This is a genomic window from Scytonema sp. NUACC21, assembly GCF_054684315.1.
The window spans coordinates 590,311-606,505 of sequence record NZ_BAAFZH010000109.1; the positions used below are offsets into that span (position 1 = coordinate 590,311).

General features: G+C 40.9%; 16 protein-coding genes and 2 tRNA genes. 5 read left to right on the forward strand and 13 right to left on the reverse strand.

Features of this window, described 5'->3' with window-relative positions; translation table 11 throughout:
• Window positions 1-3 precede the first annotated feature (3 nt).
• From ACYRY3_RS44685 to ACYRY3_RS44720, 8 genes are all read right to left on the reverse strand, one after another.
• On the reverse strand, window positions 4-1,620 hold the full coding sequence (locus tag ACYRY3_RS44685; protein ID WP_460208282.1) for a glycosyltransferase: 1,617 nt from the start codon (window positions 1,618-1,620) through the stop codon (window positions 4-6).
• A 255-nt stretch (window positions 1,621-1,875) separates the two neighbouring features.
• A complete protein-coding gene (locus tag ACYRY3_RS44690) occupies window positions 1,876-2,823 on the reverse strand; it encodes a glycosyltransferase family 2 protein (protein WP_460208283.1) in 948 nt (315 codons plus the stop codon).
• A complete protein-coding gene (locus tag ACYRY3_RS44695) occupies window positions 2,820-3,950 on the reverse strand; it encodes a glycosyltransferase (RefSeq protein WP_460208284.1) in 1,131 nt (376 codons plus the stop codon). Before ACYRY3_RS44695 ends, ACYRY3_RS44690 begins: the two co-directional genes overlap by 4 nt.
• A complete protein-coding gene (locus ACYRY3_RS44700; RefSeq protein WP_460208285.1) occupies window positions 3,943-5,355 on the reverse strand; it encodes a glycosyltransferase in 1,413 nt (470 codons plus the stop codon). Before ACYRY3_RS44700 ends, ACYRY3_RS44695 begins: the two co-directional genes overlap by 8 nt.
• 115 nt (window positions 5,356-5,470) lie before the next feature.
• Complete coding sequence (locus ACYRY3_RS44705; protein ID WP_460208286.1) at window positions 5,471-6,775, reverse strand: ABC transporter ATP-binding protein; 1,305 nt, start codon at window positions 6,773-6,775, stop codon at window positions 5,471-5,473.
• Window positions 6,776-6,790: 15 nt separating this feature from the next.
• On the reverse strand, window positions 6,791-7,618 hold the full coding sequence (locus ACYRY3_RS44710; protein WP_460208287.1) for an ABC transporter permease: 828 nt from the start codon (window positions 7,616-7,618) through the stop codon (window positions 6,791-6,793).
• Window positions 7,619-7,837: 219 nt separating this feature from the next.
• Window positions 7,838-8,659: a WecB/TagA/CpsF family glycosyltransferase gene (locus ACYRY3_RS44715; RefSeq protein ID WP_460208288.1), complete on the reverse strand. Its 822-nt coding sequence runs from the start codon at window positions 8,657-8,659 to the stop codon at window positions 7,838-7,840.
• A gap of 466 nt (window positions 8,660-9,125) precedes the next feature.
• Window positions 9,126-9,389 (reverse strand): hypothetical protein, encoded by a 264-nt coding sequence (locus ACYRY3_RS44720; protein WP_460208289.1) that lies wholly within the window; start codon window positions 9,387-9,389, stop codon window positions 9,126-9,128.
• A gap of 784 nt (window positions 9,390-10,173) precedes the next feature.
• On the opposite strand from ACYRY3_RS44720, the gene ACYRY3_RS44725 reads away from it, so the two are divergent.
• Window positions 10,174-10,377, forward strand: coding sequence for a type II toxin-antitoxin system HicB family antitoxin (locus ACYRY3_RS44725; protein ID WP_460208290.1), 204 nt, complete (start codon window positions 10,174-10,176; stop codon window positions 10,375-10,377).
• On the forward strand, window positions 10,374-10,580 hold the full coding sequence (locus tag ACYRY3_RS44730; protein WP_460208292.1) for a type II toxin-antitoxin system HicA family toxin: 207 nt from the start codon (window positions 10,374-10,376) through the stop codon (window positions 10,578-10,580). The genes ACYRY3_RS44725 and ACYRY3_RS44730 overlap by 4 nt, the downstream gene beginning before the upstream one ends.
• Window positions 10,581-10,771: 191 nt before the next feature.
• Here the strand turns inward: ACYRY3_RS44730 and ACYRY3_RS44735 are convergent.
• The 3 genes from ACYRY3_RS44735 to murA form a co-directional block, all read right to left on the reverse strand.
• Window positions 10,772-10,855 (reverse strand) — tRNA-Leu (locus ACYRY3_RS44735).
• Window positions 10,834-11,712 carry a M48 family metallopeptidase gene (locus tag ACYRY3_RS44740; RefSeq protein WP_460208293.1) on the reverse strand — a complete coding sequence of 293 codons (879 nt, stop codon included), beginning with the start codon at window positions 11,710-11,712 and terminating at the stop codon, window positions 10,834-10,836. The genes ACYRY3_RS44735 and ACYRY3_RS44740 overlap by 22 nt, the downstream gene beginning before the upstream one ends.
• Before the next feature lie 214 nt (window positions 11,713-11,926).
• Complete coding sequence (gene murA / locus ACYRY3_RS44745; RefSeq protein WP_460208294.1) at window positions 11,927-13,324, reverse strand: UDP-N-acetylglucosamine 1-carboxyvinyltransferase; 1,398 nt, start codon at window positions 13,322-13,324, stop codon at window positions 11,927-11,929.
• A gap of 306 nt (window positions 13,325-13,630) precedes the next feature.
• On the opposite strand from murA, the gene ACYRY3_RS44750 reads away from it, so the two are divergent.
• Window positions 13,631-13,712: transfer RNA gene (locus ACYRY3_RS44750), tRNA-Leu, on the forward strand.
• Window positions 13,713-13,774: 62 nt separating this feature from the next.
• The gene (locus tag ACYRY3_RS44755; protein WP_460208295.1) at window positions 13,775-14,563 is read left to right on the forward strand and encodes a TrmH family RNA methyltransferase; all 789 of its coding nucleotides are present in this window, start codon (window positions 13,775-13,777) and stop codon (window positions 14,561-14,563) included.
• Between the two features lie 21 nt (window positions 14,564-14,584).
• Here the strand turns inward: ACYRY3_RS44755 and ACYRY3_RS44760 are convergent, their stop codons facing one another.
• Together ACYRY3_RS44760 and ACYRY3_RS44765 are read right to left on the reverse strand one after the other, a co-directional pair.
• Window positions 14,585-14,836, reverse strand: a complete 252-nt coding sequence (locus ACYRY3_RS44760) for a hypothetical protein (protein WP_460208296.1) — start codon at window positions 14,834-14,836, stop codon at window positions 14,585-14,587.
• Between the two features lie 112 nt (window positions 14,837-14,948).
• Entirely contained in the window at window positions 14,949-15,374 is a 426-nt protein-coding gene (locus ACYRY3_RS44765) for an acyl-CoA thioesterase (RefSeq protein ID WP_460208297.1), read from the reverse strand.
• A 406-nt stretch (window positions 15,375-15,780) separates the two neighbouring features.
• On the opposite strand from ACYRY3_RS44765, the gene ACYRY3_RS44770 reads away from it, so the two are divergent.
• A complete protein-coding gene (locus ACYRY3_RS44770; RefSeq protein WP_460208298.1) occupies window positions 15,781-16,110 on the forward strand; it encodes an S-layer protein in 330 nt (109 codons plus the stop codon).
• The last annotated feature ends 85 nt before the right edge of the window (window positions 16,111-16,195 follow it).

The window sequence follows — 16,195 nt, forward strand, 5'->3', positions numbered from 1 at the left end:
TACCTATGGTTTCATCGCTCTGACCGTAATTAAAACCTGATAGCTGGGGTCACAGCTATCTAACTCTTCCTTTCGTAGTTCTTGAGCTGCTATCCCTTGTAGAAATGCAGTTGCTGCCAGCACATTTCCATGTATTTGGAGCGTCAGATTTGTCTTCGGGAAAACTTCTTCAAAAAGACGTTGTGCAGATAAATGAGTAAATCCCCAACACCAGTAATCTTTCCATTCATCAATGCAAATTTGACTGATTCCTGGAAAAGTAATCAGAGCAATTCCACCAGGCTTGAGAATACGCTCGATCGTTTTGAGGGCAGACTGCACATCGTAAATGAGATGGAGTGTTTGTGTCAGGACAAGACAGTCAAAAGTATCTGAGGGAATGAGATCGGCGTTAGTTAAATCCCCAACAATAGTTGCATCTGGGTTGCCTTCTACAACATGAAGAACATCGCTTTTTGTGACCCGTTCGCCGCCGAACTTCCGAGTGTAAAAGTTATCGCCAATTTCTAAAACACGACCTCGAATGTCATCAGCCTGAGTAGCAAGAAACTTTTCAATATAGTAACGGTCAATGGGAAGACCCCGGTCAAAGCCAAACACTCGACTTAGAGGCGTTACCCGTCGCAGGTCACCGAATTTTACCATTCCCACTGGTGGGCAATATTCAGTTCCTTTCCACCGAGATTGTAGTTTACTACGGATAGAAGCAGGCAATACCTTACGTGCGATCGACTTCACCAGTCTTTTTATCCCTCCTTCTTTCAATTGTTGAGCATATTGTGATAAACGGTATAAAGTTGGATAATGATAGGGCCACATAGCTTTTTTAAGCGCTTGCCAAACTTCAGTATCCTTAACTTCTTGTTCGGACAAATACTTTTCCAGCCAATTTAAAACAGTCAGATGGAAATCATTCGGCTTTAGTGGATGGAACTGTCCTTGAGAGATCGCCACTTGACAGCAGCTACTTGGATGCTGGCGATACCTATCCCAACACCCGCTCTCTACAAATACAGGCGCTTTGAGACAGAGTTTAAAAAAGAAAATTTGATCCTCATATAACCCCCGGAAAAATTCCTCAAATCCGCCAACATCTTGAATAGCCTCATGTCGTATAAGAACGCTACAAGTACCCGGTGTGAAAGCTTTTCCTTCTAAGTAGGAAATAAGCAGCTTTGGCGGTTGAAGTAGAGTATCTGGCTGGACACCCAGAGGTCGTTTGAAATCAAGTTGAGCAGTTTCAGGATCGCCAGTCCAACTGAACCACTGGTAAGTTGAACTATATACCATAGCCGCTTCAGGCTGCGCTTCCAAGATTGCCACTTGCTTCTCCAATTTTTGAGGCAACCAAATATCGTCCGCATCCAGTAAGGCAATGTATTGACCTCTAGCATTGCTGACGCCCAAGTTCCGTGAGGCACTCATCCCCCGATTCTGGTGACCTTCATGCTCTAGATAGCGAACCTTACTAGGATGTTGTTTTGCATACCGCAAGGCAATCTCAGTGCTATTGTCAGTGGAGCCGTCATCTACTAACAACAGTTCCCAGTTGTCATAGGTCTGGGCTAATACACTTTCTATAGCCTCTTCAAAGAACTTCTCAGCGTTTAAGAAGATCATTATAACAGATACTAGTGACTTGCTACTCATTTCAAAATCTCTGCCTTAAATAACATTTTCTGTTTCCGCTAGATCGTATAAAATTTATTACTGAATTATTGAAAATATACGTTACGGCAAATCATTAAAATTTCTCCTAAGAATTCGGTTCACTGATTTAAAAAACAGCACAACTGAGAGCCCAAAAATTGCTAATGTTTTTCTGAAACTTAGCGTTTAATTATAAACAAACTAATTAATACAAAATACGGGTATCTAATTTGTAAACTCTTGAAAGACAGGTAATATCCGCCTTGCTATTAACTTCGCTAGACCTTTTATCCGCCCAATACCATATTTGATATGTCTTAACAGGCTATAAAACCTTGGATAACGATAAGGTAATAACGCCCTTTGGAGAGTTTGCCAAAGCTCGGTACCTTTAAAACCATGTTCAGATAAATAATTTTCCAACCAACTCAAAAAAATAAACAGGGCACGATCGTCTTCTCCCGTATACATTGAAATATGCCAGCTAGAATCATGGCGTTGTCGATATTTATCCCAGCACCCTCCTTCAACAAATACAGGTTCCTTGAGGCAGATTTTGGCTAAGAGAACTTGATCCTCATATAGATGTTGAATACTGCGTTCAAACCCACCAATATCTTCAACTACTTTACGTCTTACTAACAGACCACAAGTACTAGGTACTGTTCCTCGATCTTTAAGATAGAGACTAAGTAGCGTAGGCGGATGGTACAACACATTTGGTTTAACACCCAGTTTGGCGATAAAATCGCGTTGGTTATCTTGAGAATTTCCCGTCCAGCTATACCAATACTGAGTAGGTCCATAAACCATGCAAGCTTTAGGGTGTGATTCTAGAATTTCTACTTGTCGTGCTAGTTTTTCGGGCAAGTAAATATCATCAGCATCAAGAAACGCGATATACTCTCCTTTAGAGTTGCTTATGCCGAAGTTGCGCGAAGTACTTTTACCAAGGTTCTGGTGGTTCTCGTGTTCGAGATAGTGTATCTTTTCTGGGTATTGTTTGGCATACTTTTTAGCAATGGCGGTACTATTATCAGTGGAGCCATCATCTACCAATAAAAGCTCCCAATTCTCATAGGTTTGGCTGATTACGCTCTCAATCGCTTCTTGAATGAATTTCTCGACATTCAAGAAAATTGTGATAATAGATATCAGTGGACTGTGGCTCATTTCACTGTACTTGATTTACTTAACTTACTTGTTTGCCAGTTACGAATGTATTTAATCATTTTGCCAAAGCGATCGCCCATAAGCAACTTCAGAAGTAACCGTGCATATCTTTTTTCAAGCATCATAGGCCAGTGCAAACGATAAACTTTGACAACCAGCTGCCAAGCAAAGTAACGGTCTTGATGAAAATAGTAGTGAGCAAGTTGTATGAGTTGATTGCTAATATGATGACAAAGCTTTGCACGATGAATCTGGCAGTCTCGTCTATCGATCTTATAGAATTGGCAGAAAGCGGTGTAAAGTTGCAGTATCTCTTCTATAACACTATTAAAATTCTGTGAGTTCAAGTCGCCATGAGAGCCGAAGCTGAAAAGCAACGTAGTCATTCTATCAAAGCGCACCTCATTGAGGTCTATCTTGGTTTTGTCCCAGCCAAGTAAATGAGTGACGGTGGCAACACTAATTTGGTAGCCCTCCAGAGTTTTTTCTCCATAGGTCTGTGTCATAGACCAAGGATTAATCCTTAATTTCAGCAAATATTCATCTAAGTTAGCAACCACTAGATGGCGTGCAATTCTACACCAAAGCTCGTAATCTTGGGCATAAACAAGAGATTCGTCATAAAATCCAATGTGCTCTAGAACAGTGGATTTACGTAGCATCACAGCACTATGCACAAACGGACAGTAAAATAAAAGACCCCAGCGAATTTGTATGTAGTCACAGGGCAGTTGTCTGTCTCCAATTAGCTTTCCATAAGCATCTATCTCCTTGTACCATGTACCCACCAATACCACTTCACGGTGTCTTTCTAGAAAAGCAACTTGCTTAGCTAACCTTTCAGGCTCTGAAATGTCATCCGCATCTTGACGAGCTATTAATTCTCCTTTAGCTAATTGCAATCCTTTGTTTAGACTTCTGGTTAAACCAAGGTTGTTGTCGTTGTTTACCAATCGAATACGCGGGTCATTATAGGAAAGAATTATTTCACGAGTGCTATCTATCGATCCATCATTAACAATTAAGAACTCAAAGTCCAGAAAAGTTTGATTTAAAATACTTTCGATAGCCTCTTGAAGATAACGTTCTCCATTGTAGACCGCCATCAAAACTGTGACTTTAGGCATTTGACAAAACCACCTTAGATACTTGAAGTATCTTATCGTAAAGTGTGCTATAGCTATCAATCATTGCTTCTCTTGAAAACAGTTGTTGTGCTCTTTGGCGATTTGCTATACCAATTTTGATTCGCCTTTCACGATCGTCAAGCAAATCAATGATAATACTAGCTAATGTGTCACTATCTCCCGGAGAAGCTATTAGCTTACAATCCCCAACAATCTCCTCGATAGCTCCAACATCATAGCCAACTACTGGAATTTCCATACCCATTGCAAAAGGGCTAACCTGACCAAAACTCTCTGTATGAACGGGAGCAACAAATATACTCATTTGCTTATAAAGCGCAGGTAAGTCTTCATAAGATACATAGCTAGTAAAGGTGAATGCATCGCTAAGTCCTGCTTGCTGAACTTTATTTTGATAAAGTTCCAAATAGTAGCCTCCTCCAACAATCAGAGCCCTTGTTTTTGACCGACGCTGAATTACTTTGATAAAAACATCAATTGAGTTCTCATTTAGCTTATCTCCTTCAAGACGGTATACCATGCCAATACAATCATCTGGAATATCATCTTCATCTTTCCTGGAAAAAAGAGAAAGATCGGAACCTGGATAAATTGTTATATTTCGGCTACCAAGATAACCAAATTCACGGCTAACGTAATCACTTACATAGACATAGTAATCAACCACAGGACTTACATATGGATCGGTTGGTATATTAATATTCTCAATAATTCTGCAGCCATATTCTTGAGCCGCTTGAAAGATATTGTTATACCATTTCCAATCAAGTTCACTGTAACTATCTCTATGATGGCCTAAATAATGCACGTGGAGAAAATCAGGTTTAAATTGTTGCAAGAAAGAAAGTGCTTCCCAAGAATTTTTAAACCGTTCATAGTGATGGACACTTAACCCTACATAACCTACTTTGTTTGGATAATCCCTAGTAATAACTTCTTGATCAAATTTATGACCAAGATATTCAATCAAATCTACAACTAAGCGTGATGAACCTCCAGTATAAAAGTTGGCAATTACGTGTAGAACTTTTGGTCTATCCTGCTGTAGAGGATGTACAATTTGAACTTGATAAGGACGAAAATCAGAGGAGTATGCGTTGTCTTCCTTAAACGCACAGTTCTTGTCGTTATTACTAAAGAAAATGCTCGTTATAGTTTTTTTAGTTTGGTGAAATTTCCAAATTGCTTTTTCCCGGATGATATTAACAATTCTATGGAGTAAATAGCGCAAATTTGAAAGATAGTTTAGTTCTACTCGAATATTTTCTAGTTCTATATGAAGTGTTTGATTTTCTAATCTAAGGTTATCAAATTTAACTTTCAAATTTTGATAGTTTTCCCAAATATGCTCATTATTACTACAAGTTTTTACTGGTTTCATCATTACTTGCCTCAAGAAATATTTTTTAAGGAGTTTTATTAGAATGCATTGTGCTAAAAATTAGTTTTAAAATTTATTTTACTTGCAATTGTTGACATTTATTTCTTAAAATATTTACCTATATCATTTCTACAATTTTAAAATTAGATGTTACAACTCCTTGAGAATCTGGTCTTATACCAAAGTCTCCAAATTCCATGCTCACCACCTCAATTTCAAATATATTTTCAGCACAATCTAAAATAGTAAATTCAGAAACGATGCCCATACTTTTTGCAAGCCATAGTCCAACCATATACACATCAGGTTTAAGGTGTAACTCTTCAATTTTTAATTTAACTACGTTATGCCCCTTCTGGAGAGTGATAGTTTGACCAAGGGAAAGAATATCAACGTTAATCAACTTAATTCCAGACTTCTTCTCATACAACATGATGCTCAGGCTATCAATAACTCTGGATGTATCTGAGGTAATGGCTAGTAAAAATTCTATTGGTCCATTTGAGTACGCTTGGAACCCAGCAGCTTCATTTAGACTACTGTACTGAATCGCTGTAAACCGAGCCTCTCCCGTTCCACTTCGTTTGGCACTCGATAGATCTATCCACTCCTTAGGTAAAGCTTTGAAAGTAGTTCTGGATAAATAGCAAGTTACAATTTTAGCAGTATTGTCAAAAGCAAATAATTTTCCTCCTTCAAGCATCACACACTGAGAGCATAGCCGTTGAATCGTCTCCATATTATGACTTACAAATAAAACTGTTCGACCTTGATTATTGGATACATCTTGCATTTTTCCCAAACATTTTTTCTGAAATTCGATATCCCCTACCGCCAGTACCTCATCTACAATTAAAATCTCTGGTTCCAAATGAGCTGCAACTGCAAATGCTAGTCGCACGTACATCCCTGAGGAATATCGCTTCACTGGCGTATCTAAGAACTTTTCAACTTCTGCAAAAGCAACAATTTCATCAAACTTGCGTTGAATTTCTACCCGGCTCATTCCTAGAATTGCGCCATTGAGAAAAACATTCTCCCTACCGGTGAGTTCTGGGTGAAAACCGGTGCCAACTTCTAACAGGCTTGCCACTCGTCCCTTAATCCTAATCCTTCCGTTGGTTGGCTCTACAATCCTGCTTAAAATTTTCAATAAAGTTGATTTTCCTGCACCATTGCGACCGATAATACCAACTCTATGACCTTGTTTGATTTCAAACGAAACATCCTTCAATGCCCAAAATTCTTCACGGGCTCGATTGAAGATTTTGTTGCTAGAAGGTTTTAATATTCCCTTACCTACAGCCTTCGCTCCGTTTACAATGACATCCCGTAAAGTCTTATGGTTGTCGTTCCCTTCTTGCTGGTGATTCAGAACGTACTTTTTACTCAGATTTTCAACTCGAATGACTGTATCAGACACCTAATCCACTCCTGGCTAAATTACGTCAGCAAACTTGCGCTCTGTCTTTCGGAAATACCAAAGCCCGCTTACTAGTACCAGCGCTACTAGTCCCAGAGACAGCACAAATCCCGGCAAATAAATGCTTGACTCTCCCCCTAAAATTGCCCATCGGAAGCCATCAATCACTCCTACCATCGGGTTTAACGAGTAGAGCAAGCGCCACTGGTCTGGAATAATCTTGCTACTAAAACCAATCGGTGATATATACAGACCAAACTGCACTAAGAACGGTACAATATGGAGTAAATCACGATACTCGACATTTAGTGCTGCAAGCCAGAGTCCTCCTCCGACTGCAGCAGCACAAGCAATAAAAACAAACACCGGTAGTGTTAAGACACGCCAATCAGGCACAAAGTTGTACCACGCCATTAACCCTAGCAAGATGATGGCAGAAATCATAAAGTCTACGAAGCTGACAATGACTCCACTAATTGGCACAATTAAGCGGGGGAAATAGACTTTAGCAATCAAATTAGAATTTTTCAGTAAACTGTTGCCACATTCTGTAAGAGCGCTAGAGAAGAACTGCCAAGGTAGCAGTGCCGCAAATACTAAAATTGGGTAAGGTGCATTACCTTGAGTCGGTAACTTAGCTAAAGTGCCAAACACGACTGTGAACACTACCATTGTCAAAAATGGTCGAATCAACGCCCAAGCCAGTCCAATAGCAGTTTGCTTGTAGCGCACTAAAATATCACGCCATGCCAGGAAGTAAAAAAGTTCACGGTAGGTCCACAGGTCTTTCCAGTACTGGCTTTCACTCAGACCCGCCTCAATAATCAGTTCTTTGCTGTTCATCTACTTACTTGTATCCCACATCCTGCAAGTGCAATATCTTGCAGCCAAAATATATGAATTTTCTAAAAAATACTGTCTGTTCGATGTCCCACTATTTACTTCCTTGCGGAATCTTTATATCAGGAAGTATTTGTATCTTCCTTGAGAGGGAATGCTTTTGGCATGATGAAGGCTTTTAGATAGGGGCTAGAAGCCCCTAAATCGCTCTTCACCAATCTACTAATCCACTGTCTTCCAACCTAAGTATCGTTCGCGGATGTGTAATGGCGTACTAATCACAGCACTTGAGGTCAAAAGTTGCTTAAAAGCCAACCATACAAATGGTGGAATAGTCGTTGTATAGCGATTCCAAAGGCGACGGGGCTCCTGTAGCCACCGATATAGCCATTCAAAACCCAAATCTCTCACCAAGCGAGGCGCTCTTTGATGAAGCCCTGCGTAAACAGGGAAAACTCCACCCAACCCAATCATCACCGCATGAATCTTATCCTTATGTTGAGCCATCCAATTTTCTTGCTTTGGACACCCTAAGGAGACAAACACCAATCCAGCACCACTAGAATTAATCCTTTGAATCAACGCTTCGTCTTCATCTGGTGTTAGGGGACGAAAGGGTAAGGGTTCCATCGCCGCAATTTTTAGTCCTGAAAATTCCTTGTCCAATCTTTTTTTCATGCGAGAAAGAATCTCTGCCTGAGAACCTACAAAGAAAACACTGACGTTCAGCTTTTGAGCAAGTTCGCACACGGCTAATAAAATATCCATCCCTGCAACACGGTCTTGAGACTTCGCTCCCAAAAGCTTCATCATCCATACGAGAGGCATACCATCAGGAGTTACTAAATCTGCGTTTTTCAACACGGTGCCAAAGTCTGGATTCCAATAAGCCTCCATCAACATATGGACGTTGGCAACACAGACAGTTTTGCTCTCTCGAGCTTTAGCCCACCTCAGTATTGTCCGTATCTGGTCGTGAAATTGCAAGGCAGTAATAGGAAAATCTAGCACTCTTTGAGTAGGTAGAAAGGCTCCTCCTACCATAAGTCACTCCTTGTGTCCAACAAAATATCAACACTGACTTAACCATTCCCAAGATTGAAGATTGTTATCAATATTATTTCTAACTATCTTCAAGGCTTAGGGCTAGGCCGTAAGTTAACACACGGAGATGCAGTAGCTTTTTTAGTAAATCGCTGACTTCCCTGGTAGTCATTCGTTTATTTAGACCTGTATAGCAATTTACTCTAAAAAGATGCCAAATTTGCATTTTTCTTTGAACTTTACAGTAACTTCATATTTACTTCTTATTTTTTTTATAAAGAAATACGTATCAAAAAATTAAATATATGAGAAGTTAAAATATCAAGGCAGCAAAGCAAAATTCCAGAAGATTAAGCTACTGAATTTTAGTCATTCAATATGGTAAACAAGAACTGTAACCTCCTATACTTTTTCTTTGGACAGACGCGATTGAAGCCAAATGAATAATAGAAATTGCGATCTTTATCTAGCTTTGGCTATCTCTTGTTTTCAAATAAAACACTTGGTTTTTCTGAAAAAATGGACAAAAAAAGAGGAAGATTAAATTATCTTCCCCTTTTCTCCTATTCTTGCAGTTATCTGGCTTTTCCTTGTCAGGTTTATTCCCTTCTTTGAGTTTTTTCCGAAGCGTCTGCTGTTGCTTCTTAAGTTGTCGCTGTCTGGCAGAACCACCTCTACCCTTATCGTTCCTACCTTCTCGTCGTGGAGATTCCCACCTTTTCAGTCGCATAGTTAGACCCTTTACTTAATTAAAGATTTGAAAGAAAACTCAAAAACTAAACTTTGCAAAAGACATTTGTACTATGTATTTATTGCTTTTTAGTTTGACTTTATATTCATATTATAGTTCACGTTTATTTTATCGTCAAATTACGTTAACATTAGAAATAAACTATATCAACTCTTGGAATTGTATGGGCTTTTACAGTTACTTACTTAAGTAGAGCCTCAATGTATAAGAAAATCCTTGGCTCTTTATCAAAAAATATCATCAAGTCCAAATACAGAAAACCTTATAAGCTATACAAAGATGAGTTGCGATCGCATTCTCCTGGTCTAGAAACAGTGTTTTTTCATCTCCCTCTTTTACAATCTGAGCCTTTCTGGTTAAACAGAATACTTAGTTCTTTACAAAAAATTTACACTTAATATCAGTATTCACGGTGTCTTCCAACTCTCCGGAAATATATGTAGAATTCTCAAAAAAGAACTGATAAAAATATCTAATGAAGATACTGTTAAGCGAAAAAGGGGTTGATTCCTCCTATGGTAAGATTCCCAGCCCAATTTTTCCATCAGGGGGAGCTATTTTCATTACCTATAGCCACAACAATATCCAGCTTCACTCCCAATACTCTATATTAGTTTTCATTTTTATATAGATGAAGTACACCCGCCGCTATGCATATGTTTAGAAGTGGTTGGTTGAGGCTAACGCGGTGAGGGGCATTGACGTCCGGCATATTTAGAATAATGGCTGATAACATAGAGAATAAATCTCCTATACATAAAGTATGAAGTTTAAAGCAATTGTTCATCAAGCTGAAGAAGGTGGATACTGGGCAGAAGTCCCGGCGCTACCTGGTTGTATCACTGAAGGTGATACTTGGGAAGAATTGATGGCTAATCTTAAGGATGCCATTGAAGGATGGCTTGAGGTGGCTAACGAAACTTATTCCACAGACGATACAGATCAAATAGTAGAAATTGCTGTATGAAGTCTATTTCTGGGAAAAAGCTATGTTCAATAGTAGAGAGAAAAGGATGGATTTTGAGAAAAATAACTGGAAGCCATCATATATATGAGCACCCTGAGTCCAATCGGATATTATCAATTCCTGTTCATAAAAATAAAGATTTCAAGATAGGAACCTTGAAAGCTTTAATGAAGATAGCAGAGTTAAATGAAGAAGATTTATAAAAGAACAAAGATTGAAGATTGTGAAGATTACCCAGAATCTATAGATTGGCTGTGCCGTCTTCTTGAGATGTGCCGATGCTGTCCATACAAATGTTCCACCAAAATTGCAATAGGTGGGCAGTGCCCACCCTACTACTTAAATTACATAACTCCCCGGTTTTGAGAAGGGGCTATATATAGCATTACGTCAGTGGGCAAGAGGAGAATCGAACTCCTATGAGCGCAAGCTCGCCACATTTTGAGTGTGGTGCGTCTACCAGTTTCGCCACTCGCCCTTGTTAGCAACTTTTTGATTATACTCTACTTTTTCATAATTTTGCAACAACTTTTGATATTCTTTGCTACTTGCCCAGCGATCGATTTCTCTGGCTCGTAAAACGGGCACTGGATGGGTTAATTGGGATGTCTGGGCTGCCTTCACCATTTCACCCAGTTCAGTTTTGCTAATGTCATCATAGGCGCGAGCTTGGGCAATAAAAGCATCCAGGTTGAGTTGTGGTGCTATGGTAGGCGAACCACCGGCTAGTTTCATTAACACCGACATCACAACTCTAGGATTTTGAGTAGCCAACAACGCAGCGCGATCGCAGGTAAATTCTGCACAGCGTATCCATTCCAAAAGTTGTGCCTGTATTGTTTGAGCCAGAAAAGTTCCAACGTTGGGCACCGCTGCTGCTGCCAATATTAATATGTTCACCGGAGTCAGGTAAACACTATGGTCACACTTCAGGTGTCCCAACTCATGGGCAATCACCGCCTGAATTTCTTCTGGTTCAAGCATATCAATCAAGGAAGTATGCAGCACTATAAAAGGCTGTTTACCCCGCATAGCAAACGTGTAAGCGTTAGGAGCTGGGTGCTGTTTAACATAAAGGTGGGGTGTCTCAATATCTAATATTTTACAAGCCTCCAGCAACAGCTGGTGCAGATGGGGCAGTTGTTTTTCACCCACCAGAACACTTGATGCGATATTTTCTGCATAAAAAACCTGTTCTGCCACAGGTCCGAGTATGCTTCGCACCATCATATCCAACCCCGGTAACTGCTTGAGAGATCGAGTTGCCTCAAGGTCGAGTGGGTGACGAAATGAATCAGCTTTGAGACCAAGTAATGGAGTTTTGAAGGGTAACATGGCGAGAGTATGGAAACAAAAAATGTTAAAGCAGGATTGGTTATCAAACCTGTTCCTACCCCCGAGTCCAGAGGTAGGTTTTAAGCCTTGTGCTGATTATTGCCATTGTATCACGGGTTAAATTAAGGCATTGCTTTGCTATGGGAAGACAAACCAGAGGGAGAAGACAAGGTAGCAATTTCCCCCCTTCCCCCCTTCCCTTGTCTTCCTTGTCCTAAATCGCAGCCGACTCCTGAGAATTCACAACGCTAGAAGTGTCCTCTACATTGGCATCTGGAACAACAGGCAAGCGCTCGATTTTAGCTCCCAATTGCTGCAACTTCAGATCGAGTCTATCGTAACCCCGATCCAAGTGGCGCAAGCCTTGAACTACAGTTTTTCCTTGTGCGCCGAGTCCGGCTATCACCAACGCTGCTGATGCTCGCAAATCCGTTCCCAGTACAGGGGCACCTGACAACAGAGGCACTCCCCGAACAAAGGCAGTATTCCCTTTAACGCGAATATCTGCTCCCAAACGGTTTAACTCTGAGGCATGGCGCAAGCGGTTTTCAAACACGGATTCATTAATCACGCTGTCCCCTTCAGCAAGTGTGAGCAATGCCATGAAGGGCGCTTGCATATCTGTGGGGAATCCTGGATGAGGCAAAGTTTCAATATCAGTTGCCCTAAGGCTTTCTGCTGGTAGAGTCCGCAAGCAATCTGGAGCTTCCTCAATCACAGTTACACCGATATCTCGTAACTTGGCAATCACTGGCACGAGATGTTCTGGGACAACCGGCGACAGGAGGATTTCAGAACGGGTGATGGCTGATGCCACCAAAAATGTACCTGCTTCAATGCGATCGGGAATAATACTATATTCTGTAGAATGTAACTCAGGCACTCCAACTATAGTAATCGTGCTGGTTCCTGCACCGTATATTTTGGCTCCCATTGCAATACAGAAGTTAGCCAGATCTATAACTTCCGGTTCGCGTGCTGCATTTTCGATGACAGTTTCACCATCTGCAAGAGTAGCTGCCATCATCAACGTTTCCGTTGCACCTACGCTAGGAATATCTAAATATATCTTTGCTCCCTTTAATCGCGGATTACTACCAGGAACATAAGCATTACAAATACCATGCTCAATCTGAACCTCCGCCCCCATTGCTTGAAGCCCCCGAACATGCAAATCCACCGGTCTTGCCCCAATTGCACAACCTCCGGGTAGGGGTACCTGTGCGACTCCCAACCGTGCCAAAATTGCACCAATGGCAAAAAAGCTTGCCCTCAGTTGCGTAACGAGTTCGTAGGGAGCTTTTGATGTTGTAATTTCTCTCGCATCAATATTTAAAATGTCCCCGTCTTGCTGCAAACGAACGCCTAAAGCTGATAAAACTTGACCCATCCGTGCAACATCTGCCAGTAACGGGACATTGCGAATACGACATTCACCAGAGCAAAGTAAAGCCCCAGCCATAATGACTAGTGCTGAATTTTTCGCCCCACTAATTTTTACATGACCGTGTAAACGATGCCCACCCCATATTTGCAAGACTGAGGAGTCTGCTTCGGGAGAAAATTTGGCATCTGGTAAGCCGTTAGAAGGAATAATAAGCCCAGCCTCCAATTAAGGATATTAATTCTATATGAAGTTGGTTTCGATTCTACACGATAGATACTGATTGTCCACAATATTGCATGACTATCTTGAATGAAAAAACTTCTTTTGGCTGAACTTAAGCCATACAACTCTTTCTCTAGGCTGATTTTTAAATTTCAGTTTTCATGCTAAAAACCAAAAATTTTAAGTGTAAAAAAATACTCATTAGGTATGGGAACTAGGAGGTACGAGGGCAAAGGGGCGAAAAATTGTGAGTTGACAATCAGAAAGAATTGAGCAATAATGAAAAATCGTGAGAAAAAAATATTGCGAGCGGAACTGGCGGAATTGGCAGACGCGCTAGATTCAGGTTCTAGTGCCGCAAGGCTTCCGGGTTCAAGTCCCGGGTTCCGCATACAAGGTAAAAGTAGAAAGCACTCAAGGAAAGCTTTTTACTTTTATTTTTTAATTTAAATTATGCTAACAAGTCTACAAAATACCCTAGTCAAGCAAATTCGCAAACTTCATACCTCGAAAGAGAGGCACAAGCAAAAGTTATTTTTACTGGAAGGAACGCACCTGATAGAAGAAGCTGTAAGAGTGAATTATTCACTAGATGCAGTGTGTTCTACTTTAGAATGGCAAGCAGCACACCCCTCTCTGTGGCAAAAAGCCAGCAGTCTGAGCGAACGGGCAGAAACTGTGAGTGAGGAAGTTTTAGGGGCGATGGCTACCACAGTACAACCAGATGGTGTAATCGCAACGGCAAAAAGGAGCGATCGCACTCTTGAAGTTCCGTTTACTGATATAGTGCTAGCACTGGAAACAATACAAGACCCCGGTAATTTAGGTACCATAATCCGTACAGCTGCAGCAGCTGGGGCATCAGGATTGTGGCTCAGTGAAGACAGTGTAGATTTAGATAACCCGAAGGTGTTACGTGCTTCCGCAGGGCAGTGGTTTCGCATGAATATGGCAGTCAGCCCCAATCTTAAAGCGACAATTCGGCAAAGTCAGCAAGTGGGGATGCAAGTTGTAGCAACCTTGCCCACTGCGACTTTAACTTATTGGGAAGTGGACTGGAACAAACCGAGTTTAATTCTGTTAGGGAATGAAGGTGCTGGATTGTCAACAGAATTAACGGCGATGGCGGATTTACAAGTCAAAATTCCCTTGAGTCCAGATGTAGAGTCATTAAACGTGGCAATTACTGCCGCTTTAATGCTGTATGAGGCTCAAAGACAAAAAAGTTTTGCTAATTGCTAATTGTTTAGTTTCTACTAACCACTAACCACCAACACTTCCATTTCTACGTGCCATATATTGCTCAATATCAGCAACGGCATCCTCAAAAGCCGCCAAATCAATTTCCGAGGAATCGTTAGCAGCTACTTGCTCTTCACTGGCACTTTCACCAGACGATTCTGGGGTTTCTTCAGCCTCAGCTGGATTTTGGTGTAACATATCTTCTAACTCGTTAAGAGATTTAAGAAACTCCTTAGCGGCAGCGCGGCGCTGTTCTTGTTCATTCTGCTCCATATCTGTTCAATCCCCAATGTCTACTTTTCCTGCACCCCACCTCCCCATAAAGCTAAACCTTTACAGGATAAACGTAGATCATACACTTTCATAGCTAAAATCGCCACCTTCGTCAATTGCTCATAACAGATTGTTGTAATTGCAAGAATTTTTCCAGCATAAGATTGGGAATTGGTCGGGGACGCATTGTCTTGTAATCTACCCACACCCACAGCACTTCAGCAGTTACCAATAAATCTTCTTGATTCTGCTTGCGAATTTCGTACTGCCGATAAGCACGAGTTCCTCGCATTTCTTTTACCCAAGTTGTAACTTCTAGTGTATCCCCTGCGATCGCCGGACGCAGATAGTCAATTTCCACCCGCCTCATAACAAACACACCTCCGAGTTCGCGATACACAGCCAGATTTAAACCCAAATGTTCTGAGTGTTCGATCGCTGCTTGTTCCAAGTAGTTTTGGTAGACTGCATTGTTCACGTGCCCAAGAGCATCCATTTCATAATGCCGAACTCGCAGTAGCGTCTTAAAGGTTTGCATGAGTGTAATGAGATATAAGGTATTGCCCTGCGGAATAGTTTACGCCAAGGGTTGGGAGTTTATATATCTCTAATTAATAAGCAATTATTAAAAATTTTCTCTAAATATTAAAATACATGAAGTGTAAATCTTGACTTGTGCAAAATGTGAAAGAATTTAAATAATCGGAAAATTAAAAATGACTGAGTAAAAACTCAATTAGTGGCGTCTGGTATGAGCTACTAAAGCATCGGAGGGCTAAACCTGGCAATCTATCACAATTCCATGTATACTAGGCGTCTTGAACAAAGAATGTAGGGACGCGCTATTTGAAGCGTCTCTCTACAACTAGGAGCATTCATACTTTAGGCGGCTGAATTGTTATCGTATAAGTAGTGCTTCGCTATATTTTCTACTAGCTACTTATATGAATTTCTTTAAGATTTTGGCGGCAACCACAGTAGTACTAACAACTACCAACTTAGCTGGTAACGTTAACGCTCAAGAATTGCCAACAGCTAAACAAACTCAAACAAGTCAAGTACTTGAGGCTTGCACCCGCAATCAAGCAGAAACCTTGCCTATCCCCTTTAGCGATGTATCACCTGACCATTGGGCATTTAAAGCGGTCATGACGATGCATTATTGTGGAGCATTCCGTCAAGCAACTCCACCCGCTTTATTGCAACAAACTCAACCAACTCAAAGCCAGCAAGTACCTCAAGAAGAACCCAAATCGCAACAAGTTAACTGGTGAGGGTCGTCCTTTGTCATTTGTCATTAATCATTTGTCTTGAACAAAGGACAAAGGACTAAGGACCAATGACCAATGACCAATGACC